The sequence below is a fragment of the Bacillus sp. FSL P2-0099 genome (genome assembly GCF_038007445.1).
GTDB classification, from domain to species: Bacteria; Bacillota; Bacilli; order Bacillales; family Bacillaceae_G; genus Bacillus_A; species Bacillus_A mycoides.
In genome coordinates this window covers 1,379,172-1,399,530 of the sequence record NZ_JBBOXE010000001.1, presented here as the reverse complement: position 1 = coordinate 1,399,530, position 20,359 = coordinate 1,379,172, and the positions used below count along the sequence as shown (strand labels likewise).

Sequence of the window (20,359 nt, the reverse complement as noted above, 5' to 3'; positions counted from 1 at the left end):
TATCCCCCTATATAATTTTGTAGTGAAAACACGTTTTTTCTCCCGTATGGCAAGCAGGCCCTACTTGCTTTACAACAACAACGATTGCATCTTGATCACAGTCTAAATAAAGTGATTGCACATATTGGACATTTCCCGATGTACCTCCTTTATTCCATAACGATTGTCTCGAACGGGAATAAAACCATGTTCTTTTCGTTTCCAGCGTCTTGTCATACGCTTCTTCATTCATATAAGCTAACATTAAAACTTCTTTCGTATCTTCCTCGATAACAACAGCTGGTATCAATCCTTTTGCAAAATTAGGTTTCATAACCGTACCTCAACGTTTGCTTCTCTTAATTTTCTCTTTACATCTTGTACAGTCGCTTCACCATAATGAAAGATTGATGCCGCTAATGCTGCATCAACTGTTGTCTTTTGAAATACTTCTATAATGTGATCCACATGACCACATCCACCTGATGCGATTACTGGAACAGAAACGCTGTTTGAAATTGCTCCTGTTAAACGAAGATCATATCCATTTTTTGTTCCATCTGCCTCCATACTCGTCAGTAAAATTTCTCCTGCCCCGAGCTTAACAACGCGCTTTGCCCATTCGATTGCATCCATCCCTGTATCGACTCTTCCGCCGTTCACGTATACATTCCATTTATCTTCCTCTACTTTTCTAGCATCAATTGCTACGACAATACATTGTGAGCCAAAATGTTCCGCACCTTCCTGGATTAACTTCGGATTTCTCACTGCCGCTGAGTTTATTGAAACTTTATCTGCTCCAGCTCTTAGTAAATTGTACATATCTTTAACACTTGAAATCCCCCCGCCAACTGTGAGAGGTATGAATACTTTTGAAGCAGTTTTTTCTACAACATCTATAATCGTTTTTCGCCCTTCATGCGTCGCAGTAATGTCTAAAAATACGATTTCATCTGCTCCCGCATCATTATATAATGCGGCTATTTCAACAGGATCACCGACGTCTTGTAACCCTATAAAATTCACACCCTTTACTACCCGCCCTTCTTTCACATCTAGACATGGAATAATTCGTTTTGCTAACATAGTTTTGTTACCTGTAACACTTTTTCTAAATCAATCGTTTTCTCGTAAAGTGCCTTCCCAATAATGACGCCATATATGTTCATATCATTTAATCTTTTCACATCTTGAATAGATGCGACACCTCCAGATGCAATCACACGAATACCCACGCTTTTTTGCAGTAACTCTAATTGCTCAAAATTTGGTCCTGCAAGTGTCCCATCTTTTGAAATGTCCGTAAACACAATCGTTTGAACACCTACACTTTCCATTTGCTTCGCTAAATCGATGTACGAAATTTCAGACACATCTAACCAGCCCCTCGTTGCTACGAAACCATTTTTCGCATCAATTCCAACTATGATTTGCTCCTTATATAGACGAACCGCTTCTTCTAAAAATGATTTATCGTAAAGGGCAGCCGTTCCTAATATCACTTTTTCTACACCTACTGACAACAACTTCTCCACTGCCGCGAGTGACCGAACTCCTCCTCCAATTTGCACCGGAATACGTACCGCCTTGCATATTTTTTCAATGACAGGTAAATTTACTGACTCCCCAACAATTGCTCCATCTAAATCAACAACGTGTAGTATTTTCGCTCCAAGTTTTTCAAATATGATTGCTTGTGCGACTGGATCTTCATTCATCACCGTTTCTTGACTAAACTCTCCTTGATAAAGCCTGACGCATCGTCCTTCTTTTATATCGATAGCTGGGAAGATTTCCATGCTTCTACCACCCCTTTGAAATTTTTTAACATTCGCATCCCAATTTCCCCACTTTTTTCAGGATGAAACTGTGCGCCAAATATATTTCCTTTTGCTACAAAACCAGGTACTTTCACTCCATATTCACTTGCCCCATACACAATTTCATTCGGACAATCTGCATAATAAGAGTGGACATAATATACGAAAGAACCGTCCTCTACTCCATTCCAAAGCGATATTTCTCCTTCTTTTTTTAATTCATTCCACCCCATATGTGGAATTTTATAAGGAACTTTTAACTTTCGAATAACACCTGGCAATAAATTTAATCCGTTACAATTTTGTAATTCCTCACTTCTTTCAAATAAAAGCTGCATTCCTAAGCAAATACCCAGAAGCGGTTTTCCTAAACTCCCAACTTCTTTTAGCACACATACTAAATCTTTTTCTTCTAAAACGCCCATCGCTTTCGGAAATGTGCCTACTCCTGGTAAAATAACTCCATCACTTCTCAATATTTCTTTTTTATCATCCGTTATGATGTACTCTGTTCCAATATATTTTAATGCTTGTTCCACACTACGAATATTTCCCATTCCATAATCTATAATTGCAATCAATTACAACATCCCTTTCGTTGAATTTACACCATTAATATTGGCATTTTTATCGACTGCCTCTCTAAGCGCTCGACCGAACGCTTTAAATAAAGCTTCAATTTTGTGATGTGTATTGCTTCCGTATAAAATGCGAGCATGTAACGTAATATTTGCAGCATGAGCAACTGCTCTAAAAAATTCTTCCGTTAATTCTGTGTCAAAATCCCCTAGCTTCGGATTTGTTAATTCACCTTGAAATACAATATATGAGCGCCCGCTTATATCAATCGCGACAAATCCTAAAGATTCATCCATCGGTACATACGCTGAGCCGTAACGGTTAATCCCCTCTTTATTTTGCAATGATTCTTTCAAGCAAGTTCCGAGTACAATTCCAACATCTTCAACCGTATGATGAGCATCAACGAATACATCACCTTCAGCTTCAATTTGCAAACCAAATCTTCCGTGTCTAGCAAATAAAGTTAGCATATGATCAAAAAATCCAACTCCTGTTTGCACAGAAACATTCGTACTTTCATCAAGTTGCAAACTTAATTTAATTTTTGTTTCCGTCGTCTCACGTACTTGACTAGACTCGCGCATTATTCTTCCTCCTTAAACCTAATTTGGATTGCTCTTGCGTGTGCATGTAAACCTTCTTTATTTGCAAGTTCTACAATATGATGCTGTACACTTCTTAACGCTTCTTCCGTATACGAAACGAAGCTTGATTTTTTTACGAAATCATCGACGGATAACGGAGAAAAAAATCTTGCCGTTCCACTTGTCGGTAATACGTGATTCGGCCCCGCCAAATAATCTCCAAGCGGTTCAGGTGCATATGGACCAAGAAAAATTGATCCAGCATGCTTTACATAAGATAGGGCATTCATTGGCTCTTTTATGTGTAACTCTAAATGTTCTGGAGCGATTTCATTTGATAAATGAAACGCCTCTTCTAAAGAAGGGACAATAAAAATTGCTCCATTTCTTTTTATGGATTCACGAGCGATTTCACTTCTAGGCAACGTCTCTAGCTGCCTTTCTATTTCTCTTTCTACTTCTTTAGCAAGCTTTATATTTGTTGTAATACAAATAGCTGTTGCCCTCTCGTCATGTTCTGCCTGTGATAATAAATCAGCAGCAATATATTCGGCATTTCCTGTTTCATCTGCGATAACTACAATTTCTGATGGTCCAGCAATCATATCGATATTGACTATCCCATATACTTCTCGCTTCGCTAGCGCGACATATAAATTCCCTGGTCCAACTATTTTATCTACTTTAGGAATCGATTCCGTTCCATATGCTAGAGCAGCAATTACTTGAGCACCACCGGCCATATATATTTCATCTACACCTGCAAGACTTGCAGCAGCTAAAATATGCGGATCAATTCCTCCTTGCTTCGGCGGTGTTACCATTACAATTTTTTTCACTCCTGCGAGTTTTGCTGGCAATACATTCATTAATACTGATGAAGGATACGAAGCAGTCCCGCCCGGCACATATACACCTACATTTTCTAACGGACGAATAAGCTGCCCTCTAATTACCCCTTCACTCACGCAATCAAACATAGATTGTCTTTTTTGCTTTTCATGATACGAGATAATATTTTTCTTCGCCACTTTTAACGCTTCTAAAAAAGCTTGTTCTACAAACTTACTTGCTTGTTTTATTTCTTCCTCACTTACACGAAAATCTTTTGTCTCTACACCATCAAACTTTTTTGTATAGAACGATAAAGCCTCATCTTTACTCTTCCTTACGTTTTGAACAATTTCACTTACACTTCTTTGAACAGTTTCTTCTATTATATTAGCGCTTTCTCGTAGCGATTTTATTTTCGATAAAGCCTCTTGGAAATCTTCAAAAACTATCTCCATTTAAAGTCCCCCTATTTCCCTGACAAAATTTCTTGTTCCATCATATCTATAATACAGAATATTTCGTCTTTTTTAGTTTTCAATGCAGCCTTATTCACAATCATTCGAGCTGATATAGAGCACATTTCCTCAAATACAATTAACCCGTTTTCTTGTAATGTTTTTCCTGTTTCAACAATATCAACAATGGCATCTGCCAAACCTAGAAGTGGAGCAATCTCTACAGATCCTTCTATTTTAATAATTTCTACATCCTCCCCTTTATCATGAAAATATGTAGAAGTAATGTGCGGATATTTCGTAGCAATTCGTTTTTTTCGATAACTCTTCGGATTATACGTAGGAATAGAAGCGACACAAAATTTACACACGCCCACTCCTAAATCGACCATCTCATATATATCTTTCTCAAATTCCATTAATATATCTTTTCCAACGACTCCAATATCAGCTACGCCATGTTCTACATAAGTAGCAACATCTACCGCTTTCACTAAAATAAATGAAATGTTTGTGTTTTTACTTTTAAACACAAGTTTTCTTCCTTTATCTTTGAGCTCTGAACAATCAATTCCAATTTTTTCAAACAGTGGAATAACATGCTTTTCTAATCTTCCTTTCGTTAACGCAATTTGAATGTTACGCATGAAGCCTCCCCTTCTTTCTGGATGATCCATTTCTCTCTCCATACATATTCCACTAGTGACTCACTCTTCGCCTCAACGACTGTCATTATTTTATTCTTGTTTGCAAATTGAAAAGTATCGTTTAAATTAGAGAATAAAGATAACTGGGCATTCTTCCCGTCCTTTTGAAGTAAATTTCGTAACCTTTCCGCTTCTGCTAATCTATTTAACTCATAATGAATCATAATATCTATTCTCTTTCGTTTATATGGTTCTTGCTGCTCTTGAAGTGCCTTAACTATTTGATTTACTTGCACCGCGAGCCCAACCGCTGGCATCATCTCTCCAAAATTTCCAATTAACTCATCATATCTTCCGCCACTAACAATCTCTTCTCCAATTTCATATATATACCCTTTGAAAATAACACCCGTATAATAATCCAAATGTTGAACCATACCTAAATCAATTGATATGTAAGAGCCATATCCTAACTGTTCAATTGTTTCATATATTTCTTTCACTCTCGCAATGGCCATTTTCATTTCATTACTTGAGGCGAGTTTTTCTGCTTCCTCAACAACATCTAAACTCCCGAATAACCTTGGTAGTTTCTCAAGTAACCTTACTGTTTCATCACACCGATTTAATTTCTTTTCTTCTATAAAGTGTGAGAGTGCGGCATAATTTTTACTTTCAATATACGTTCTAAGTAACTTCTCTTCTTCATCATTAATGGGGAGCTTTTTTACGATACATTTATATAACTGCACTTGCCCAATCTCAATTGTGAAAGATTGCACCTTTAATTTTTGAAGTGCTTGAATTACGCTTATCACACATTCAATTTCAGCCCTTACATTTTCAATCCCAATAATTTCAATACCACTTTGCACTATTTCATTATATTTCCCAGTAAGGGACTCATTCGCCCGAAATACATTCCCGCTATAAGTTACTTTAAGAGGAATATCTCCTCTCTGTGTTCCAATTACTCTTGCTAAAGGAATTGTCATATCTGGGCGTAAAACGATAATCCGTCCTTTTTCATCGAAAAATTTATACATCTTTTCTTCATCTATCGGCCTGTTTTGAAATGCAAAAACATCATAAAATTCAATTGTAGGTGTCCTTATTTCTTCATAACCTCTCTCTAAAAAGGTCCGTCTTAATTTTTGTTCCACTTCTTCAATTAACGTACATTCTTCGAATAAGTAATCTCTCGTTCCATTCGGATTTGCCCGTTTCCACTTTGTCATCTGAATTCACACACCCTTCCCTCTTTAATTTATGCCATTCCATCCACCCAAACCGAAAATAAAAAGAGCCTTGTAGACAAAATACCTACAAGGCTCTTTAGTCGAGTGTAGGTACAACGGGAATAACCCTTGTGCCTACACGTTTTCACGTTAGGTTCAAGGGTTTCATGTATGATGATGTAGTTTTGTAAGCATTTTAATAGATTGCACGATATTCATAATACTTACTCCCTTTCTCCTCTGATTTTTTACATATTATATAACAGTTAATTCTGAATGTAAATACATTTCGAATATTCTACTTTTAGTTAATGTGAAGCTACTTTTCTTTCATACTCTTCAATTTCTTGTTCATATTGCATTGTAATGCTGATTTCATCTAGACCATTTAATAATTTTTCTTTCCACATTTTCTCGATTGTAAAATGAAACCTGTGCGTATTCGTAATAATTACTTCATTCTCTAAATCAACTTCCATTTGATCTCTTGCATTCGTTTGGGCAAGTTGTTCACGCATCTCTTTATCCATTACAATCGGTAACATACCATTCTTCATACAATTCATATAAAAAATATCTGCAAATCCTCCGGCGATAATAACGCGGAAACCATAATCCGCAAGCGCCCACGGAGCATGTTCTCTTGAAGAACCACATCCAAAATTATCACCTGTAATTAATATACTTGCTCCTTTTCGTTCTTGTGCATTAAGGGAGAAATTAGGATTTTCATGGCGCTCATTATCGTAACGCCACTCATCAAATAAATATTTTCCAAATCCCGTCCTTTCAATTCTCTTCAAATATTGCTTCGGAATAATTTGATCTGTATCAATGTTATCATTCATAAGTACTGCGGCAGTACCTTTATGAATATGAAATGGTTCCATCGTAACTCTCCTTTCTAATATCAACAAAATGACCATATAACGCAGCTGCTGCAGCCATAGCTGGACTTACTAAATGTGTTCGTGCTCCTTTCCCTTGCCTTCCTTCAAAATTACGATTTGAAGTAGAAGCACAATGTTCCCCTTCAGGTACTTGATCTGGATTCATCCCAAGACACATTGAACATCCAGGCTCTCTCCATTCAAATCCCGCTTCTTCAAATATGCGATGTAAGCCTTTTTGCATCGCCCGCTCTCTCACACTTTTTGATCCTGGTACAACGAGTGCTCGCACACCTTCTTTTACCTTTTTCCCTTTTACAACAGATGCAGCAATTTCTAAGTCAGATAAACGTGAATTTGTACAAGAACCAATGAAGACATGTTTAACAGGAATTTCAAACGTACTTTGCCCAGGTCTCAATCCCATATATGAAAATGCTCTTTCATCATTTTCGTTATGCTTCTCTGGTAATTTTTCATCAATAGGAACACCCATACTAGGATTTGTTCCCCAAGTGACATACGGTGCTAAATCCGTAACATCTACCGAAATATGTAAATCATAAATTGCATCTGAATCTGTATAAAGCTCCGACCATTTTCCCGTAAACGTTTCATAGTCTTTCGGTGCATATTCACGCCCTTTTACATAAGAAAATGTTTTCTCATCTGGTGCAATGATGCCAGCTTTCGCTCCCCCTTCAATCGCCATATTGCAAAGTGTCATTCTCTCTTCCATACCCATATCACGAATCGTCTCTCCGTAGAATTCCATTACATGCCCCGTTCCAACCGCTACACCGTACTTTGAGAGAAGATGCAAAATAATATCCTTTGCATAAACGCCTTTCGGTAACTTTCCTTTTAATTCAATCCCCATCGCTTTCGGTTTTCGTTGCCACAGCGTTTGAGTTGCTAATACATGTTCTACTTCACTCGTACCAATACCAAACGCTAAAGCACCGAAAGCACCGTGGGTTGCTGTATGGCTATCACCGCATACAATCGTTTTCCCCGGTTGTGTGAGCCCAAGTTCTGGTCCTATAACGTGAACGATTCCTTGCTCTTCATCACCAATATCGGCTAATCGCACCTTAAATTGTTTACAATTGTCACGAAGTGTATCCAATTGCTGCTTCGCAATGCGATCGGTAATATTCCAAACATCTTTCGTTGGAATATTATGATCCATCGTTGCAAACGTTAATTCCGGTCTCCGAACAGTTCGATTTGCAAGCCGCAAGCCTTCAAAGGCTTGCGGTGACGTTACTTCATGAACGAGATGAAGATCGATATATAATAAATCCAATCCATTTTCATTCGTTACAACTACATGTCTTTCCCAAAGCTTATCTAGTAACCTTTTCCCCATTATCTTCCTCTCCCTACTAGTGCCTGCTCTTCCATTTCTTGAATAACTGCCCTCGTAAATGAAGTTGTCGTCTCATTCCCCCCAATATCAGCTGTACATTTCCCAGATTGAAGAACTGCAGAAATTGCCTCTTCAATCGCATACCCTTCTCTCGTTAATCCAAATGATTGCCCAAGCATCATCGCTACTGAACGCATCATCGCAATTGGATTCGCTTTATTTTTACCTGCAATATCTGGCGCTGATCCGTGAATAGGCTCATATAAAGACGGCCCGTTTTCCGCATGGCTCGCTGATGGAAGCATTCCTAATGACCCTGCTAATACAGAAGCCTCGTCGCTCAAAATATCACCAAATAAATTTTCTGTTACGATAACGTCAAATCTCCTTGGGTTTCGAATTAACTCCATAGCAACTGCATCTACTAAAATGTGCTCTAATTCAACATTAGGATAACGAAGAGCTACTTCTTCCGTAACAGCTCTCCACAATTTACTAGATTCTAAAACATTCGCTTTATCAATAGAGGTTACTTTTTTCTCTCTCTTACTCGCTAATTGAAAAGCATACGACACGATACGTTCAATTTCATGACGATGGTACGTAAGTGTATCAGTTGCCGATTCTTCCGTTCTTTCTTTCGGATAAGAGAAATAAATACCGCCTGTTAGTTCACGAACGACAACGAAGTCAATTTCATCTGCGTTTTTTAATGGCGATAAATGTGCAGTTGCGCTTTCTACTGTTACAGGACGAACGTTCGCAAATACACCAAGTCCTTTTCTTAAAGCTAATAATCCTTTCTCTGGCCTTTCTTTCGCATCATCCCACCGCGGTCCACCAACCGCTCCAAGTAAAACCGCATCACTCGCTAAACAAGCGGCAAGTGTTCGCTGTGGTAATGGTTGCCCATTTAAATCGATAGCCGCTCCGCCAAAGTACTCATCTTGTAAATGAAAGTGATGTCCATATAGCCTCTCTACCATATGCAATACTTCCTTCGCGCTTTCCATAATTTCCGGACCAACACCATCACCCGCTAAACAAACGATACGTTTTTCCAATTAAAACACCCCTTTTTATCTGAATTTTCAGAAATATATTTTGATAAGTAAGGGACGATCCCCTCACTTATCAAACAGTTACTTGACAAGAGTAATAAAAGATTTTAATTTTCCGGCCGCATGAACATACGCTCTCGCCGATGCTTCTAATACGTCTTGCGCAACACCAAAACCTGATACTTGATGAGTTCCTTCTTTTAATTCAACATGAACATGTGCAAGTGCATCTTGACCTTGCGTTATAGATTGTATGCGATAATCCGCTAAGTCACATTCTAATCCTAAAATTCTTTGAATTGCATTATAGATCGCTTCAATACTTCCAGAACCAGTTGCTGCATCTTCGTACATATTTCCTTCCTCATCTTTTAGTACAACCGTTGCACACTGTGTACTATTTGATACGAAATGTACTTGCAATTGAGTAATGCTATATTGCTGGGCCGCAAATGCTGCTTCACCAAGCATAAGCGCACGTAAATCTTCTTCTGTAATTTCTTTTTTACGGTCAGCCAAGTTTTTAAATGCTTCAAACACCACATCTCGTTCTTCTTTTGTAAACTCATAACCAAGTTCTTTCATTTTTTCAGTAAACGCATGGCGCCCGGAATGCTTTCCTAATACAAATAAATTTTGTGACTCTCCAATCAGTGATGGTTCAATAATTTCATACGTCGTTACTTCTTTTAATACACCGTCTTGATGAATACCTGATTCGTGAGCAAAAGCATTTGCTCCAACAATCGCCTTATTTTTCGGTACAACCATACCCGTTAACCGACTTACTAACGTACTCGTCGCTTTAATTTCTTTTAATGTCATAGAGGATTCTGCTTCATAGAAATCTTTTCTAATATGGAGAGCAACCGCGACTTCTTCTAGCGCCGCATTCCCCGCTCTTTCTCCAATTCCATTAATCGTTCCTTCTACTTGTAACGCTCCGCCTTCAACCGCAGCTAACGAATTCGCTACTGCCATCCCAAGATCATCGTGACAATGACAAGAGAAAATTGCTTTTTCATACGACGGAACGGATTCTTGTAAGTATTTAAAAAGAGAATAATATTCTTCTGGATTCGTATATCCAACTGTATCAGGAATATTGATTACATTCGCTCCTGCGCGAATCGCGACTTCTACTGCTTCCGCTAAAAATGCTCTCGATGTTCTTGTTGCATCTTCTGCTGAAAATTGAACTGTTGGAAATAGTGATTTCCCAAGCGTAACCGAGCGATGTATGCTATCTAATACATCTTCTTTTGACATACAAAGCTTATATTTCATATGAATGTCACTCGTAGCTAAAAATACGTGTAAACGAGGAGAGACAGCGCCTTTCACAGCTTCATAGGCTCTTCGAATATCACTTTCTTTCGCTCTAGCTAAACTCATAACCGTAGCATTTTGAATGGTATTTGCGATACGTTTTACCGATTGAAAATCACCTTCAGAAGCTGCTGCGAATCCAGCTTCCATTACATTAATACCAAGTCTCTCTAGTTGCCTCGCAATCTGTAATTTCTCTTGTTCATTTAAATTAACTCCTGGTGATTGTTCGCCATCACGAAGCGTCGTATCCATGAACAAAATTTGCTTCATATTATTTAATCCCTACCTTTACTCGGGGCTGTACGAAAGGCATCATTTCACGTAATTTACGTCCAACTACTTCGATTTCATGTTCATTTTCTTTTTCATTTGTCGCCTGGAAATTTGGTCTTCCTGCTTTATGCTCTGCAATCCAGCCTCTTGCAAATGTACCATCTTGAATTTCTGCTAGTACTGCACCCATCGCTTTCTTCGTATCTTCAGTAACAACGCGTGGCCCTGATACGAAGTCCCCCCACTGCGCTGTATCTGAAACTGAATATCTCATATTTTCAAGTCCGCCTTCATACATAAGGTCAACAATTAGTTTCAGTTCATGTAAACATTCAAAATATGCAAGTTCAGGTTGATAACCAGCTTCAACTAACGTTTCAAACCCAGCTTTTACTAGTGCAGTTACTCCGCCGCAAAGTACAGCTTGCTCTCCAAATAAATCTGTTTCTGTTTCTTCTTTAAACGTTGTTTCTAATACACCTGCTCTCGTCGCCCCAATTCCATCTGCATATGAAAGTGCCTTTTCAGTCGCAACTCCTGTTGCATCTTGATATACTGCAAATAATGCAGGAACAGCTCCCCCTTCCGCAAACGTACGACGTACTAGATGTCCTGGACCTTTCGGTGCTACTAGAAATACATCTACATTAGCTGGCGGTTTTACTTGATCAAAGTGAACATTAAATCCATGCGCGAAAACGAGAGAATTACCGCCTTGTAAGTTTGGTGCAATTTCAGCTTCATATACTTCCGGCTGTAATTCATCAGGTAGTAGAATCATTACTACATCTGCTTTTTCTGCTGCTTCCGCTACTGTATATACAGAAAAACCGTCTTCTTTCGCCTTATCCCATGACTTCCCTTTCCTCAGTCCTACTACCACATCAAATCCGTTATCACGTAAGTTTTGCGCATGCGCATGGCCTTGCGATCCATATCCGATGATTGCTACTTTCTTTTCCTTTAATACATTTACCGTTACGTCTTTTTCATAATAAACTTTCGCCATTTTCATTTCCCCCTATTTTTTAAATAATTATTGAATTAACATAACTTGTTTATCTTGTTTTTTCATACTACGTGTAAATGCTGTTACACCTGTTCTAGCAATTTCTTTCAAACCATATGGACGAAGTAATTCAATTAACGCTTCTACTTTCTCCTGGGTACCTGTTACTTGCACCACTATGGAATCCTTCCCAACGTCTATTACAGCGGCTCGGAACGGTTCAATTAAACTATATAATTCTGCTCTTGCTACAGACGTTGCTACTTTAATAAGTGCAAGTTCTCTAGCGATCATCGCTTCTTCTGTAATATCTGATACTTTCAGTACATCGATTTGCTTATGAAGTTGTTTAATTAACTGCTCAACTTGCTGTTCATTTTCAACGTGTACAACAATCGTCATTCTCGAAATATCCGATGATTCCGTATGACCTACTGAAATACTTTCAATATTAAAATGTCTACGTGTCATAACACCTGTAATTCGATTTAACACACCGCTTTGATTTCGAACTGTCGCTGTTACAATTCTCTTCACCTTTTCTCCACTCCCTCCATTTGATGAACGCCTTTTCCTGGGGCAACCATCGGCATTACCTTTTCGGATTGAAGTACGCGGCAATCAATTACAACAGGCTCTCTTAACTCAATTGCATACTGTAATTGTTGCTTTGCAAGAAGTGGGTCTTCAATACGAACACCTTTTATGCCATAAGCATTGGCAAGCGCAACAAAATCTGGTTGGCATGAAAGTAAGGAGTGCGAATATCGCCCATTATAAAATTCCTCTTGCCATTGTCTTACCATTCCTAAAGCTTCATTATTTAAAATAAACACTTTAACTGGTAAAGAATGCTCTTTTAATACACTTAGTTCTTGCAAGGTCATTTGAAATCCCGCATCACCGACAATCGCAATAACTAATTCTTCTGGCCTTGCAATTTGTGCACCAATTGCTGCTGGAAATCCGAAGCCCATTGTTCCTAAGCCTCCAGAAGTTACCCATTTATCTGGATTTTTCAGCGGATAATATTGAGCTGCCCACATTTGATGTTGCCCAACATCTGTCGTTACAATTGCTTCCCCTTTCGTAATTTCGTATAGCATATCAATTCCATATTGAGGCTTAATACATTCCGAATGCTCTTTGTAAGAAAGAGGGTATTTTTCTTTTCTACTATTCAATAATGAGAGCCAATCATTGTGATTTACTTCCCCTTCCTTAAAGTTGAGTAGAGCTTCTAATGCTTGCTTCGCACTCGCAACAATTGGAATTTCAGTCGGCACATTTTTTCCGATTTCCGCTGGATCAATATCTATATGTGCGACAATCGCTTCTTTAGCAAAATAAGCTAAATTTCCAGTAAGACGATCGTCAAATCTTGCTCCTATATTTATAAGTAGATCACATTCATATAACGCCATATTAGCCGTGTAAGAACCGTGCATTCCTCCCATCCCAAGAAATAATTTATCATCTGGCGGAAAACCACCAAGACCAAGTAATGTATGAACAACAGGAATTTCATATTTACGAGCAAAGCTTGTTAATTCTTTCGATGCCTTTGCATGCAATACACCTGCTCCAGCTAAAATTAACGGTTTTTTTGAAGTCGCAATCGCTTGTAATAATTTGTTTATTTGTAGTAGATTCGGTTCGTAATTAGGCTGGTATCCTGGTAAATCCATTTGAACATCACTACATCGCTCACCTTTCTCTACTACCATATCTTTCGGAAGGTCAATTACGACTGGGCCTGGTCTTCCTGTTCTAGCGATATGAAATGCTTCTTTAATAATTCGGGGTAAATCCGATGCTTTTCGTACTTGATAATTATGTTTTGTCACCGGCATCGTAAGCCCCATAATATCAGCTTCTTGGAAAGCATCACTCCCGATTAACGTTGTTGCTACTTGCCCTGTAAATACAACAAGTGGCAATGAATCAATCATCGCGTCAGCTAGACCAGTAATAACATTTGTAGCACCCGGTCCACTTGTTGCAATTACCACTCCTGGATTTCCTGTAATTCTTGCATATCCTTCAGCAGCATGAATTGCACCTTGCTCATGCCTCGTTAAAATATGCGGAATTTCACAATCATAAAGCGCATCATATAGAGGTAAAACCGCACCACCTGGATAACCAAAAATCACCTCTACTCCTTCCTTTTCTAGCGCTTCTAACAATAGCTGTGCACCAGTTGCCAGTTTCTCTTCCGTTTTTGAAGACATTTTTCTTATAAGCCCCCTTTTTTAAACATTTATAAAATAAAAAAATCCTACGTCCACACTCCAGCTATGTGCTGAAGGGACGAAAGATTTCGCGGTACCACCCTTCTTTGCAAGATTACTCTTGCCTCAGTGACTCGGGATATGAGTCTAGCTAATAACGGAGCTACCGTCTAAGCCTAAACAAACGTTTCAGCTTAGCACTCAAGGGTGATGTTCGTCGACGTGAACCATCGGTTTCCAGCAACCACCGACTCTCTGTGAGGCTTCACAGTCAACTACTCCTCCCTATCAACGCTTTATCATGTCATAAGAGCTATTATCCAACTTTATTTTCTTCGTAAATTTTCTCTCCATCTTCTACAACTAATTTACGGAATTCTTCTAATAAACGATTCGTATGTGGCCCTGTTCTACCTAAACCAATCGTTCTTCCATCTACTGTCGTAACAGCAATTACTTCAGCAGCTGTTCCTGTTAAAAACACTTCATCAGCTACATATACATCATGCCTTGTAAATAATTCTTCTCTTACGTCATATCCAAGTTTTTCGCCGATTTCTAAAATCGCGTTTCGTGTAATACCTTCTAACGCTCCAGCAGAACTTGGTGGTGTAATTAATTTATTTCCCTTCACAATAAATACATTATCTCCAGAGCCTTCAGCTACATATCCTTGGTCATTTAACATAAGTGCTTCTTGTACTCCAGCTAATTTCGCCTCAATGCGAACTAAAATATTATTTAAGTAATTTAAAGATTTTACTTGAGGCGATAGAACATCCGGGCGATTGCGACGCGTTGCAACTGTTATAATCGGAATCCCTTTTTCATAATATTCTTGTGGAAATAAAGATAATTGCTCTGCAATTACTACTACATTTGGTTTCGTACAAGAATCAGGATCTAATCCCAAGTTCCCAGGTCCTCTTGATACAACGAGGCGGATATATCCATTAGATAGTTTGTTTTGTCGAATCGTTTCAACAACGATTTTCGTTGCTTCTTCTAACGTATATGGAATTTCTAACATGATGGATTTCGCTGATTCATATAACCGGACAAGGTGCTCTCTCAAACGGAAAACATTACCGCTATATACCCTAATTCCTTCGAACACTCCATCGCCATATAAATAGCCATGATCATATACTGAAACCTTTGCTTCGTCTTTTGGAACAAATTCTCCATTTAAGAAAATCCACTGCTCGTTCACTTGAAAGCGCCCCCTATGTTCTATGAGTTTTTTATTGTTTCCTAGTCTACTCTCCTTTTCAAATAAATCAAGTTAATTTTTAGAAAATTTTTAATTTTTAATCGTACGTACATCTTTGTTCATACTGATTTAATAACATTGTTAACGTTTACAAAAAGTCAAAAAAATTTTTTCGTCAAATTCTACTAAAAAAATATTTGTTTAAAAGAAGGGTTTTCGCCAATTGATACGAATCTATTGTATTCAATAAACGGACGTCCGATTTTATAAATCCGGGAATATACAACGACTTTTGGTGAAAAAGGGGGAAAATAACAAAAATAACGCTGTCTAAAAATAACATTCATATTTTTCATTTAGTAATCATAATCCTATTTTTAAAAAACAATTTGTCAAATTGAAGGAGGAAATAACAATGGCGTGTGTACAAATTAAAGGAACGAGACAAGAGGTAGTAGAAATGCTACAACTATTTGATCTAATGGATACGAAAGGATTTTGTAAATTCGATAATTACGTTGAAGTAGAACCAAATAGTAGGAAACATAACAACTACACAGCTTCAATCGATATTCAGTCTAATAACAGTTCATCACAAGATACATTAAATGATCAATTCGTTAGTCAAATGCTTACTGGTGTATATAACGACTAAACAAATATTCTCTTCCTACCATCTTTTCATAAATATATGCTATGGACTTGAGCATACTAGCAACTAGATGGTAGGAGGTGAAAATTATGGCTAGAATTGGTGTTGAGAACTCTTTAACAGATGTTCAACAAGCTCTTCAGCAACAAGGACATGAAGTCGTTTCACTTAACTCTGAAAATGATGCACATGGGTGTGATTGTTGCGTTGTAACCGGGCAAGATTCTAATATGATGGGCATTGCAGATACATCGATAAAAGGATCTGTAATTAAAGCACATGGTTTAACAACAGATGAAATTTGTCAGCAAGTTGAAAACCGCACTTAATCATTTTTATCACATTATTTGTGAGCTAACATGTAAAGGGAATGGAATGGTCCCACTGATTATAGTTTCAATTTATTTATAGAAAAAGGGCTCCTTTTCAAAAGGAGCCCTCTTTTTTATATTCACCTAACGGGAAAGTAACATATACTGGATGAAAGCCCTACCTCTCTCTCATCATTACGGTTCCACTGACCGCTCCTTGATTCACTAGTATACATATAAAGCTTACATATACAATTTATAGGGTTTGTTCACAAAAGTTGTTGGTAAGACTACCCGATCTTTCGCAAACTTTTCGTATTATATTCATAAGATTTATTTACTTTACACTAGCTTTAACCGAGACACGAATTAAAATTTTAACACCAATACAATAACTTGTCAATATTTTTTACAAATTAAAAACAGACATTAACGGTTTGTCTGTTTTAGAATGGAGCTTTTTCTTTTATTACATATACAACAAAACCGCTTACTAACATACATAAGCCAACTACTAAGTTTTTGATATTAATCATAAATTCCTCTCCCTTATTCCACACATCATATATATTTACAGTTCAATTATTCCGATCGTCCTAAAGCGCACTTTTTCTAATATATCATAATTCCTAAAAAATGCAAGTTCACTTTTGGCGACCATTCACAAATTTATCCACAGTGCTTGGCACAGTATTTAACGCTTTTTCAATTAAATGTGTACTACTATTGAGATGCAACACTTGCACACCGTTAGAACCAACTACTAAAAAAGCAACTGGGCTAATAGAAACCCCAGCCCCGCTTCCGCCTCCGAATGGATGACTTTGCTTGTTCTCTTTATGCTGCCCTTGTCCGCCGTTATGTTTTTCGGAAATAAAATCACCTTTAAAGTCACTTCCACCAGCTCCAAAACCAAAAGCCACTTGAGATACTGTTAATACTACATTTCCGTCAGCTGTTGAAACCGGACTTCCAACAATCGTATTTACATCTACCATCTCTTTTAAATTTGTCATTGCTGTTTTCATTAAATTTTCAATTGGATGTTCCATTATGTACTACACCCTTTCCTCATTATTCTTTTTTATACTTTCCAAAATAGAGGAAGTCATACTAAGTTTTCCTATTTTGAAAAAACATTTTCCACTTTCCAATTGGATATTACTCCCTGTACATGCTCGGATAAAAAGGAAAAAGAGATACATACTACTATTGAACCTTGTTATGAAAGGAGTCCTTACTTTGACTGAGAAATTTGATGAATATAAAAAAAGAGATCGAATAGATAGTGATTATAAAGAAGAATACGCAGCTGAAGTTGCACCACAGCGTATCGATTATGATGATAAAGATAACGATGATGTAAGATCGTCTGCAGCTGGATCGACTGCTGGTTTCATTGCTCTTGCCTTAGCAATATTATCATTATTCACATTCCCAACACTATTTGGTCTTGTGTCTGTTCTACTTGGTATTTACGCTTATAATCGCGGGGCTACTGTAACTGGCGGTACCGCTGCCATTGTCGGTGGTATCGCTGCACTCATTGCGATTTTATTCCGAGTGGCGCTTATTGGTTTATTGTTCTCTCTTTTTTAAAAAGAAAAAGGTATCTCGCTTTATGCGGGATACCTTATCCTGTAAATACATCTTCTGATGGATATTTAATTTTTTGTTTTGCTGGTCGTGCCAAAGAGAACACAAGTGTTAACGGTCCGATTAATCCACAAAACATAACAAACATAATAATACATTTTCCAAACGCCGATAGCTTCGCAGTAATCCCCATTGTTAACCCTACTGTACCAAACGCTGAAATTGTCTCAAATAATAACTGAATAAAACTGAAGTCTTCTGTAAGCATTAATACAAATACCGCTGTAAAAATAAGTATTTGACTAGCAACGACAATTGCTAACGCTCTCGTTACTGTCGACATTTTAATCGTACGCTGAAATAAAACAAAATCCTCTTTCTTTCTAAAGAAAGAAAGAACTGATGTAATTAAAATAACGAATGTCGTTAACTTAATTCCACCGCCTGTCGATACACTTCCCGCACCAATAAACATTAATACCATTGTAAATAGTATCGATGACTCTTCCATCCCCCCATAATCTACCGTGTTAAAACCAGCTGTACGAGGTGTAATTCCTTGGAAGAACGAAGCCCATAATTTTTCATTTAAAGATAAGTGCCCCAAAGTCTTCACATTATTATATTCCAATACAAAAATCACAAGCATCGCAATAACATTAAGTGCTATCGTTCCAACAATCATGATTTTGGAGTGCAGTGATAATTTTCGGAAACTACGGCTATACCATATATCAATTAATACCGTAAATCCTAACCCTCCTATTACAATTAAAGAACAAATCCCAATATTAATAATAGGATCTCCTACATATCTTGTTAAATTATCTGGCCAAAGCGCAAAGCCGGCATTATTATATGACGCAATAACGTGAAAAATACTATAGTATAAACCTTTTCCAAAACCAAACTCTGGAATAAAGCGAATCGATAAAAAGATAACTCCAATTAGCTCAATACAAATAGAAAAAATAAAAACACGTTTTACTAATTTCACAAGACCACCAATATTTGTTTGATTAAATGCTTCTCCAATTAATAATCGGTGGCGTAAACCAATTTTTTTCCCTAATACCCAAACAATTAAAATGGCTATCGTCATAAGACCGAGACCACCCGTTTGAATTAAAAACATAATAACAATTTCACCAAACATCGTAAACGTACTCGCAGTATCTACAACACCTAAACCGGTTACAGTCGCTGCCGACGTAGCTGTAAAGAAAGCATCTACCCAACTAATATGTACTTTCGTTGCAAACGGTAACTTTAATAACAATCCTCCGACCACAATTAAACAAAAAAAGCCTAATGCTAAAATTTGTGGTGGATTCAATCGTATAAAACGATTATACAACCCTTGTTTTTTTGCTACTTCCATATCACTAACTCCCTTTATCAAGTGAAGCTTTTATCCCCTCATAAATAAAGACTCTTTAAGAACCTACAAGTAGCGGGATAAACCTTATATTCTCATAACATAGTTGAGCATAATCCTTTTTTTCATAGATTTCAACTTTTATTTATATTCAGACTCCTATCGTTTTACAAAAGAATATTTTCTATTATATCTCCACTTATACTATAACTCTTACAACAACTATTTTATCCCTTTTCAAATTCCCATATCTTTCACTCCAAGTTCACACGAGGGTCACATCTACCTTTTATAGTATATGTATCGGAGCTGTTCCTCCCTAATTTATAAGACATTCCCCAGTGTCTTGAACAGCTTTCCATCCCTAATTAAATTGTCCCCTTCCTTGACCATCCTATATGTGATGGTCTTATTTTTTTTATTCTTTCTATCTTTTATTTGAAACTCCCTCTCTCTTTCACTCCATGTTCACACGAGGATCACATCCACCTTTTATAGTATATGTATCGAAGCTGTTCCTCCCTAATTTATAAGACATTCCCCAGTGTCTTTGAATAGCTTCCATCCCTAATTAAATTGACATAAATTGTCCCCTTCCCTTGACCATCCTATATGTGATGGTCTTATTTTTTTATTCTTTCTATCTTTTATTTGAAACTCCCTCTCTCTTTCACTCCATGTTCACACGAGGATCACATCTACCTTTTATAGTATACGTATCGGAGCTGTTCCTCCCTAATTTATAAGACATTCCCCAGTGTCTTGAACAGCTTTCCATCCCTAATTAAATTGACATAAATTGTCCCCTTCCTTTGACCATCCTATATGTGATGGTCTTATTTTTTTATTCTCTCTTTCTTCTTACTTAAAACTCCCTCTCTCTCTTTCACTCTATG

22 protein-coding genes and 1 other annotated feature are annotated in these 20,359 nt (G+C 37.5%); of the genes, 3 read left to right on the top strand and 19 right to left on the bottom strand.

What is annotated here, in order from left to right; all coding sequences use genetic code 11:
• Positions 1-7 precede the first annotated feature (7 nt).
• From hisI to ilvE, 16 genes are all read right to left on the bottom strand, one after another.
• The gene (gene hisI / locus MKY90_RS07195) at positions 8-313 is read right to left on the bottom strand and encodes a phosphoribosyl-AMP cyclohydrolase (protein WP_002086731.1); all 306 of its coding nucleotides are present in this window, start codon (positions 311-313) and stop codon (positions 8-10) included.
• A complete protein-coding gene (hisF, locus tag MKY90_RS07190; RefSeq protein WP_098167330.1) occupies positions 310-1,068 on the bottom strand; it encodes an imidazoleglycerol phosphate synthase cyclase subunit in 759 nt (252 codons plus the stop codon). Before hisF ends, hisI begins: the two co-directional genes overlap by 4 nt.
• Entirely contained in the window at positions 1,062-1,781 is a 720-nt protein-coding gene (gene hisA / locus MKY90_RS07185; RefSeq protein WP_215598926.1) for a 1-(5-phosphoribosyl)-5-[(5-phosphoribosylamino)methylideneamino]imidazole-4-carboxamide isomerase, read from the bottom strand. The genes hisF and hisA overlap by 7 nt, the downstream gene beginning before the upstream one ends.
• A complete protein-coding gene (hisH, locus tag MKY90_RS07180) occupies positions 1,754-2,383 on the bottom strand; it encodes an imidazole glycerol phosphate synthase subunit HisH (protein ID WP_002149511.1) in 630 nt (209 codons plus the stop codon). Before hisH ends, hisA begins: the two co-directional genes overlap by 28 nt.
• A complete protein-coding gene (hisB, locus tag MKY90_RS07175) occupies positions 2,384-2,968 on the bottom strand; it encodes an imidazoleglycerol-phosphate dehydratase HisB (protein WP_002030662.1) in 585 nt (194 codons plus the stop codon).
• Positions 2,968-4,257 carry a histidinol dehydrogenase gene (gene hisD, locus MKY90_RS07170; RefSeq protein WP_341090907.1) on the bottom strand — a complete coding sequence of 430 codons (1,290 nt, stop codon included), beginning with the start codon at positions 4,255-4,257 and terminating at the stop codon, positions 2,968-2,970. The genes hisB and hisD overlap by 1 nt, the downstream gene beginning before the upstream one ends.
• Before the next feature lie 11 nt (positions 4,258-4,268).
• A complete protein-coding gene (gene hisG, locus MKY90_RS07165) occupies positions 4,269-4,904 on the bottom strand; it encodes an ATP phosphoribosyltransferase (protein WP_326997675.1) in 636 nt (211 codons plus the stop codon).
• The gene (locus MKY90_RS07160; protein ID WP_002140970.1) at positions 4,880-6,142 is read right to left on the bottom strand and encodes an ATP phosphoribosyltransferase regulatory subunit; all 1,263 of its coding nucleotides are present in this window, start codon (positions 6,140-6,142) and stop codon (positions 4,880-4,882) included. Before MKY90_RS07160 ends, hisG begins: the two co-directional genes overlap by 25 nt.
• Before the next feature lie 308 nt (positions 6,143-6,450).
• Positions 6,451-7,032, bottom strand: a complete 582-nt coding sequence (gene leuD, locus MKY90_RS07155; protein ID WP_012260613.1) for a 3-isopropylmalate dehydratase small subunit — start codon at positions 7,030-7,032, stop codon at positions 6,451-6,453.
• Positions 7,010-8,404: a 3-isopropylmalate dehydratase large subunit gene (gene leuC / locus MKY90_RS07150; protein WP_063219066.1), complete on the bottom strand. Its 1,395-nt coding sequence runs from the start codon at positions 8,402-8,404 to the stop codon at positions 7,010-7,012. Before leuC ends, leuD begins: the two co-directional genes overlap by 23 nt.
• A complete protein-coding gene (gene leuB / locus MKY90_RS07145; protein ID WP_341090903.1) occupies positions 8,404-9,468 on the bottom strand; it encodes a 3-isopropylmalate dehydrogenase in 1,065 nt (354 codons plus the stop codon). Before leuB ends, leuC begins: the two co-directional genes overlap by 1 nt.
• Before the next feature lie 78 nt (positions 9,469-9,546).
• A complete protein-coding gene (gene leuA, locus MKY90_RS07140; protein WP_002064438.1) occupies positions 9,547-11,067 on the bottom strand; it encodes a 2-isopropylmalate synthase in 1,521 nt (506 codons plus the stop codon).
• A gap of 1 nt (position 11,068) precedes the next feature.
• The gene (ilvC, locus tag MKY90_RS07135; RefSeq protein ID WP_002126277.1) at positions 11,069-12,079 is read right to left on the bottom strand and encodes a ketol-acid reductoisomerase; all 1,011 of its coding nucleotides are present in this window, start codon (positions 12,077-12,079) and stop codon (positions 11,069-11,071) included.
• Between the two features lie 27 nt (positions 12,080-12,106).
• Entirely contained in the window at positions 12,107-12,616 is a 510-nt protein-coding gene (ilvN, locus tag MKY90_RS07130) for an acetolactate synthase small subunit (RefSeq protein ID WP_000822948.1), read from the bottom strand.
• On the bottom strand, positions 12,613-14,313 hold the full coding sequence (gene ilvB / locus MKY90_RS07125) for an acetolactate synthase large subunit (RefSeq protein WP_341090901.1): 1,701 nt from the start codon (positions 14,311-14,313) through the stop codon (positions 12,613-12,615). Before ilvB ends, ilvN begins: the two co-directional genes overlap by 4 nt.
• Before the next feature lie 72 nt (positions 14,314-14,385).
• Positions 14,386-14,614, bottom strand: a binding site (T-box leader).
• 15 nt (positions 14,615-14,629) lie between these two features.
• A complete protein-coding gene (ilvE, locus tag MKY90_RS07120) occupies positions 14,630-15,526 on the bottom strand; it encodes a branched-chain-amino-acid transaminase (RefSeq protein ID WP_002011723.1) in 897 nt (298 codons plus the stop codon).
• Between the two features lie 415 nt (positions 15,527-15,941).
• On the opposite strand from ilvE, the gene MKY90_RS07115 reads away from it, so the two are divergent.
• A complete protein-coding gene (locus tag MKY90_RS07115; RefSeq protein ID WP_002126272.1) occupies positions 15,942-16,181 on the top strand; it encodes a DUF3911 family protein in 240 nt (79 codons plus the stop codon).
• Between the two features lie 86 nt (positions 16,182-16,267).
• On the top strand, positions 16,268-16,507 hold the full coding sequence (locus MKY90_RS07110; protein ID WP_002011725.1) for a YkuS family protein: 240 nt from the start codon (positions 16,268-16,270) through the stop codon (positions 16,505-16,507).
• Between the two features lie 428 nt (positions 16,508-16,935).
• Here MKY90_RS07110 and MKY90_RS07105 read toward each other — a convergent pair whose 3' ends face one another.
• Together MKY90_RS07105 and ytfJ are read right to left on the bottom strand one after the other, a co-directional pair.
• Positions 16,936-17,025 (bottom strand): hypothetical protein, encoded by a 90-nt coding sequence (locus MKY90_RS07105; protein ID WP_000608225.1) that lies wholly within the window; start codon positions 17,023-17,025, stop codon positions 16,936-16,938.
• Positions 17,026-17,133: 108 nt separating this feature from the next.
• The gene (gene ytfJ / locus MKY90_RS07100) at positions 17,134-17,541 is read right to left on the bottom strand and encodes a GerW family sporulation protein (RefSeq protein ID WP_002030645.1); all 408 of its coding nucleotides are present in this window, start codon (positions 17,539-17,541) and stop codon (positions 17,134-17,136) included.
• 172 nt (positions 17,542-17,713) lie between these two features.
• On the opposite strand from ytfJ, the gene MKY90_RS07095 reads away from it, so the two are divergent.
• On the top strand, positions 17,714-18,088 hold the full coding sequence (locus MKY90_RS07095) for a hypothetical protein (RefSeq protein WP_002011728.1): 375 nt from the start codon (positions 17,714-17,716) through the stop codon (positions 18,086-18,088).
• Positions 18,089-18,122: 34 nt separating this feature from the next.
• On the opposite strand, the gene MKY90_RS07090 is transcribed toward MKY90_RS07095, so the two are convergent.
• The gene (locus MKY90_RS07090; RefSeq protein ID WP_002168825.1) at positions 18,123-19,466 is read right to left on the bottom strand and encodes a TrkH family potassium uptake protein; all 1,344 of its coding nucleotides are present in this window, start codon (positions 19,464-19,466) and stop codon (positions 18,123-18,125) included.
• Positions 19,467-20,359: the final 893 nt, after the last annotated feature.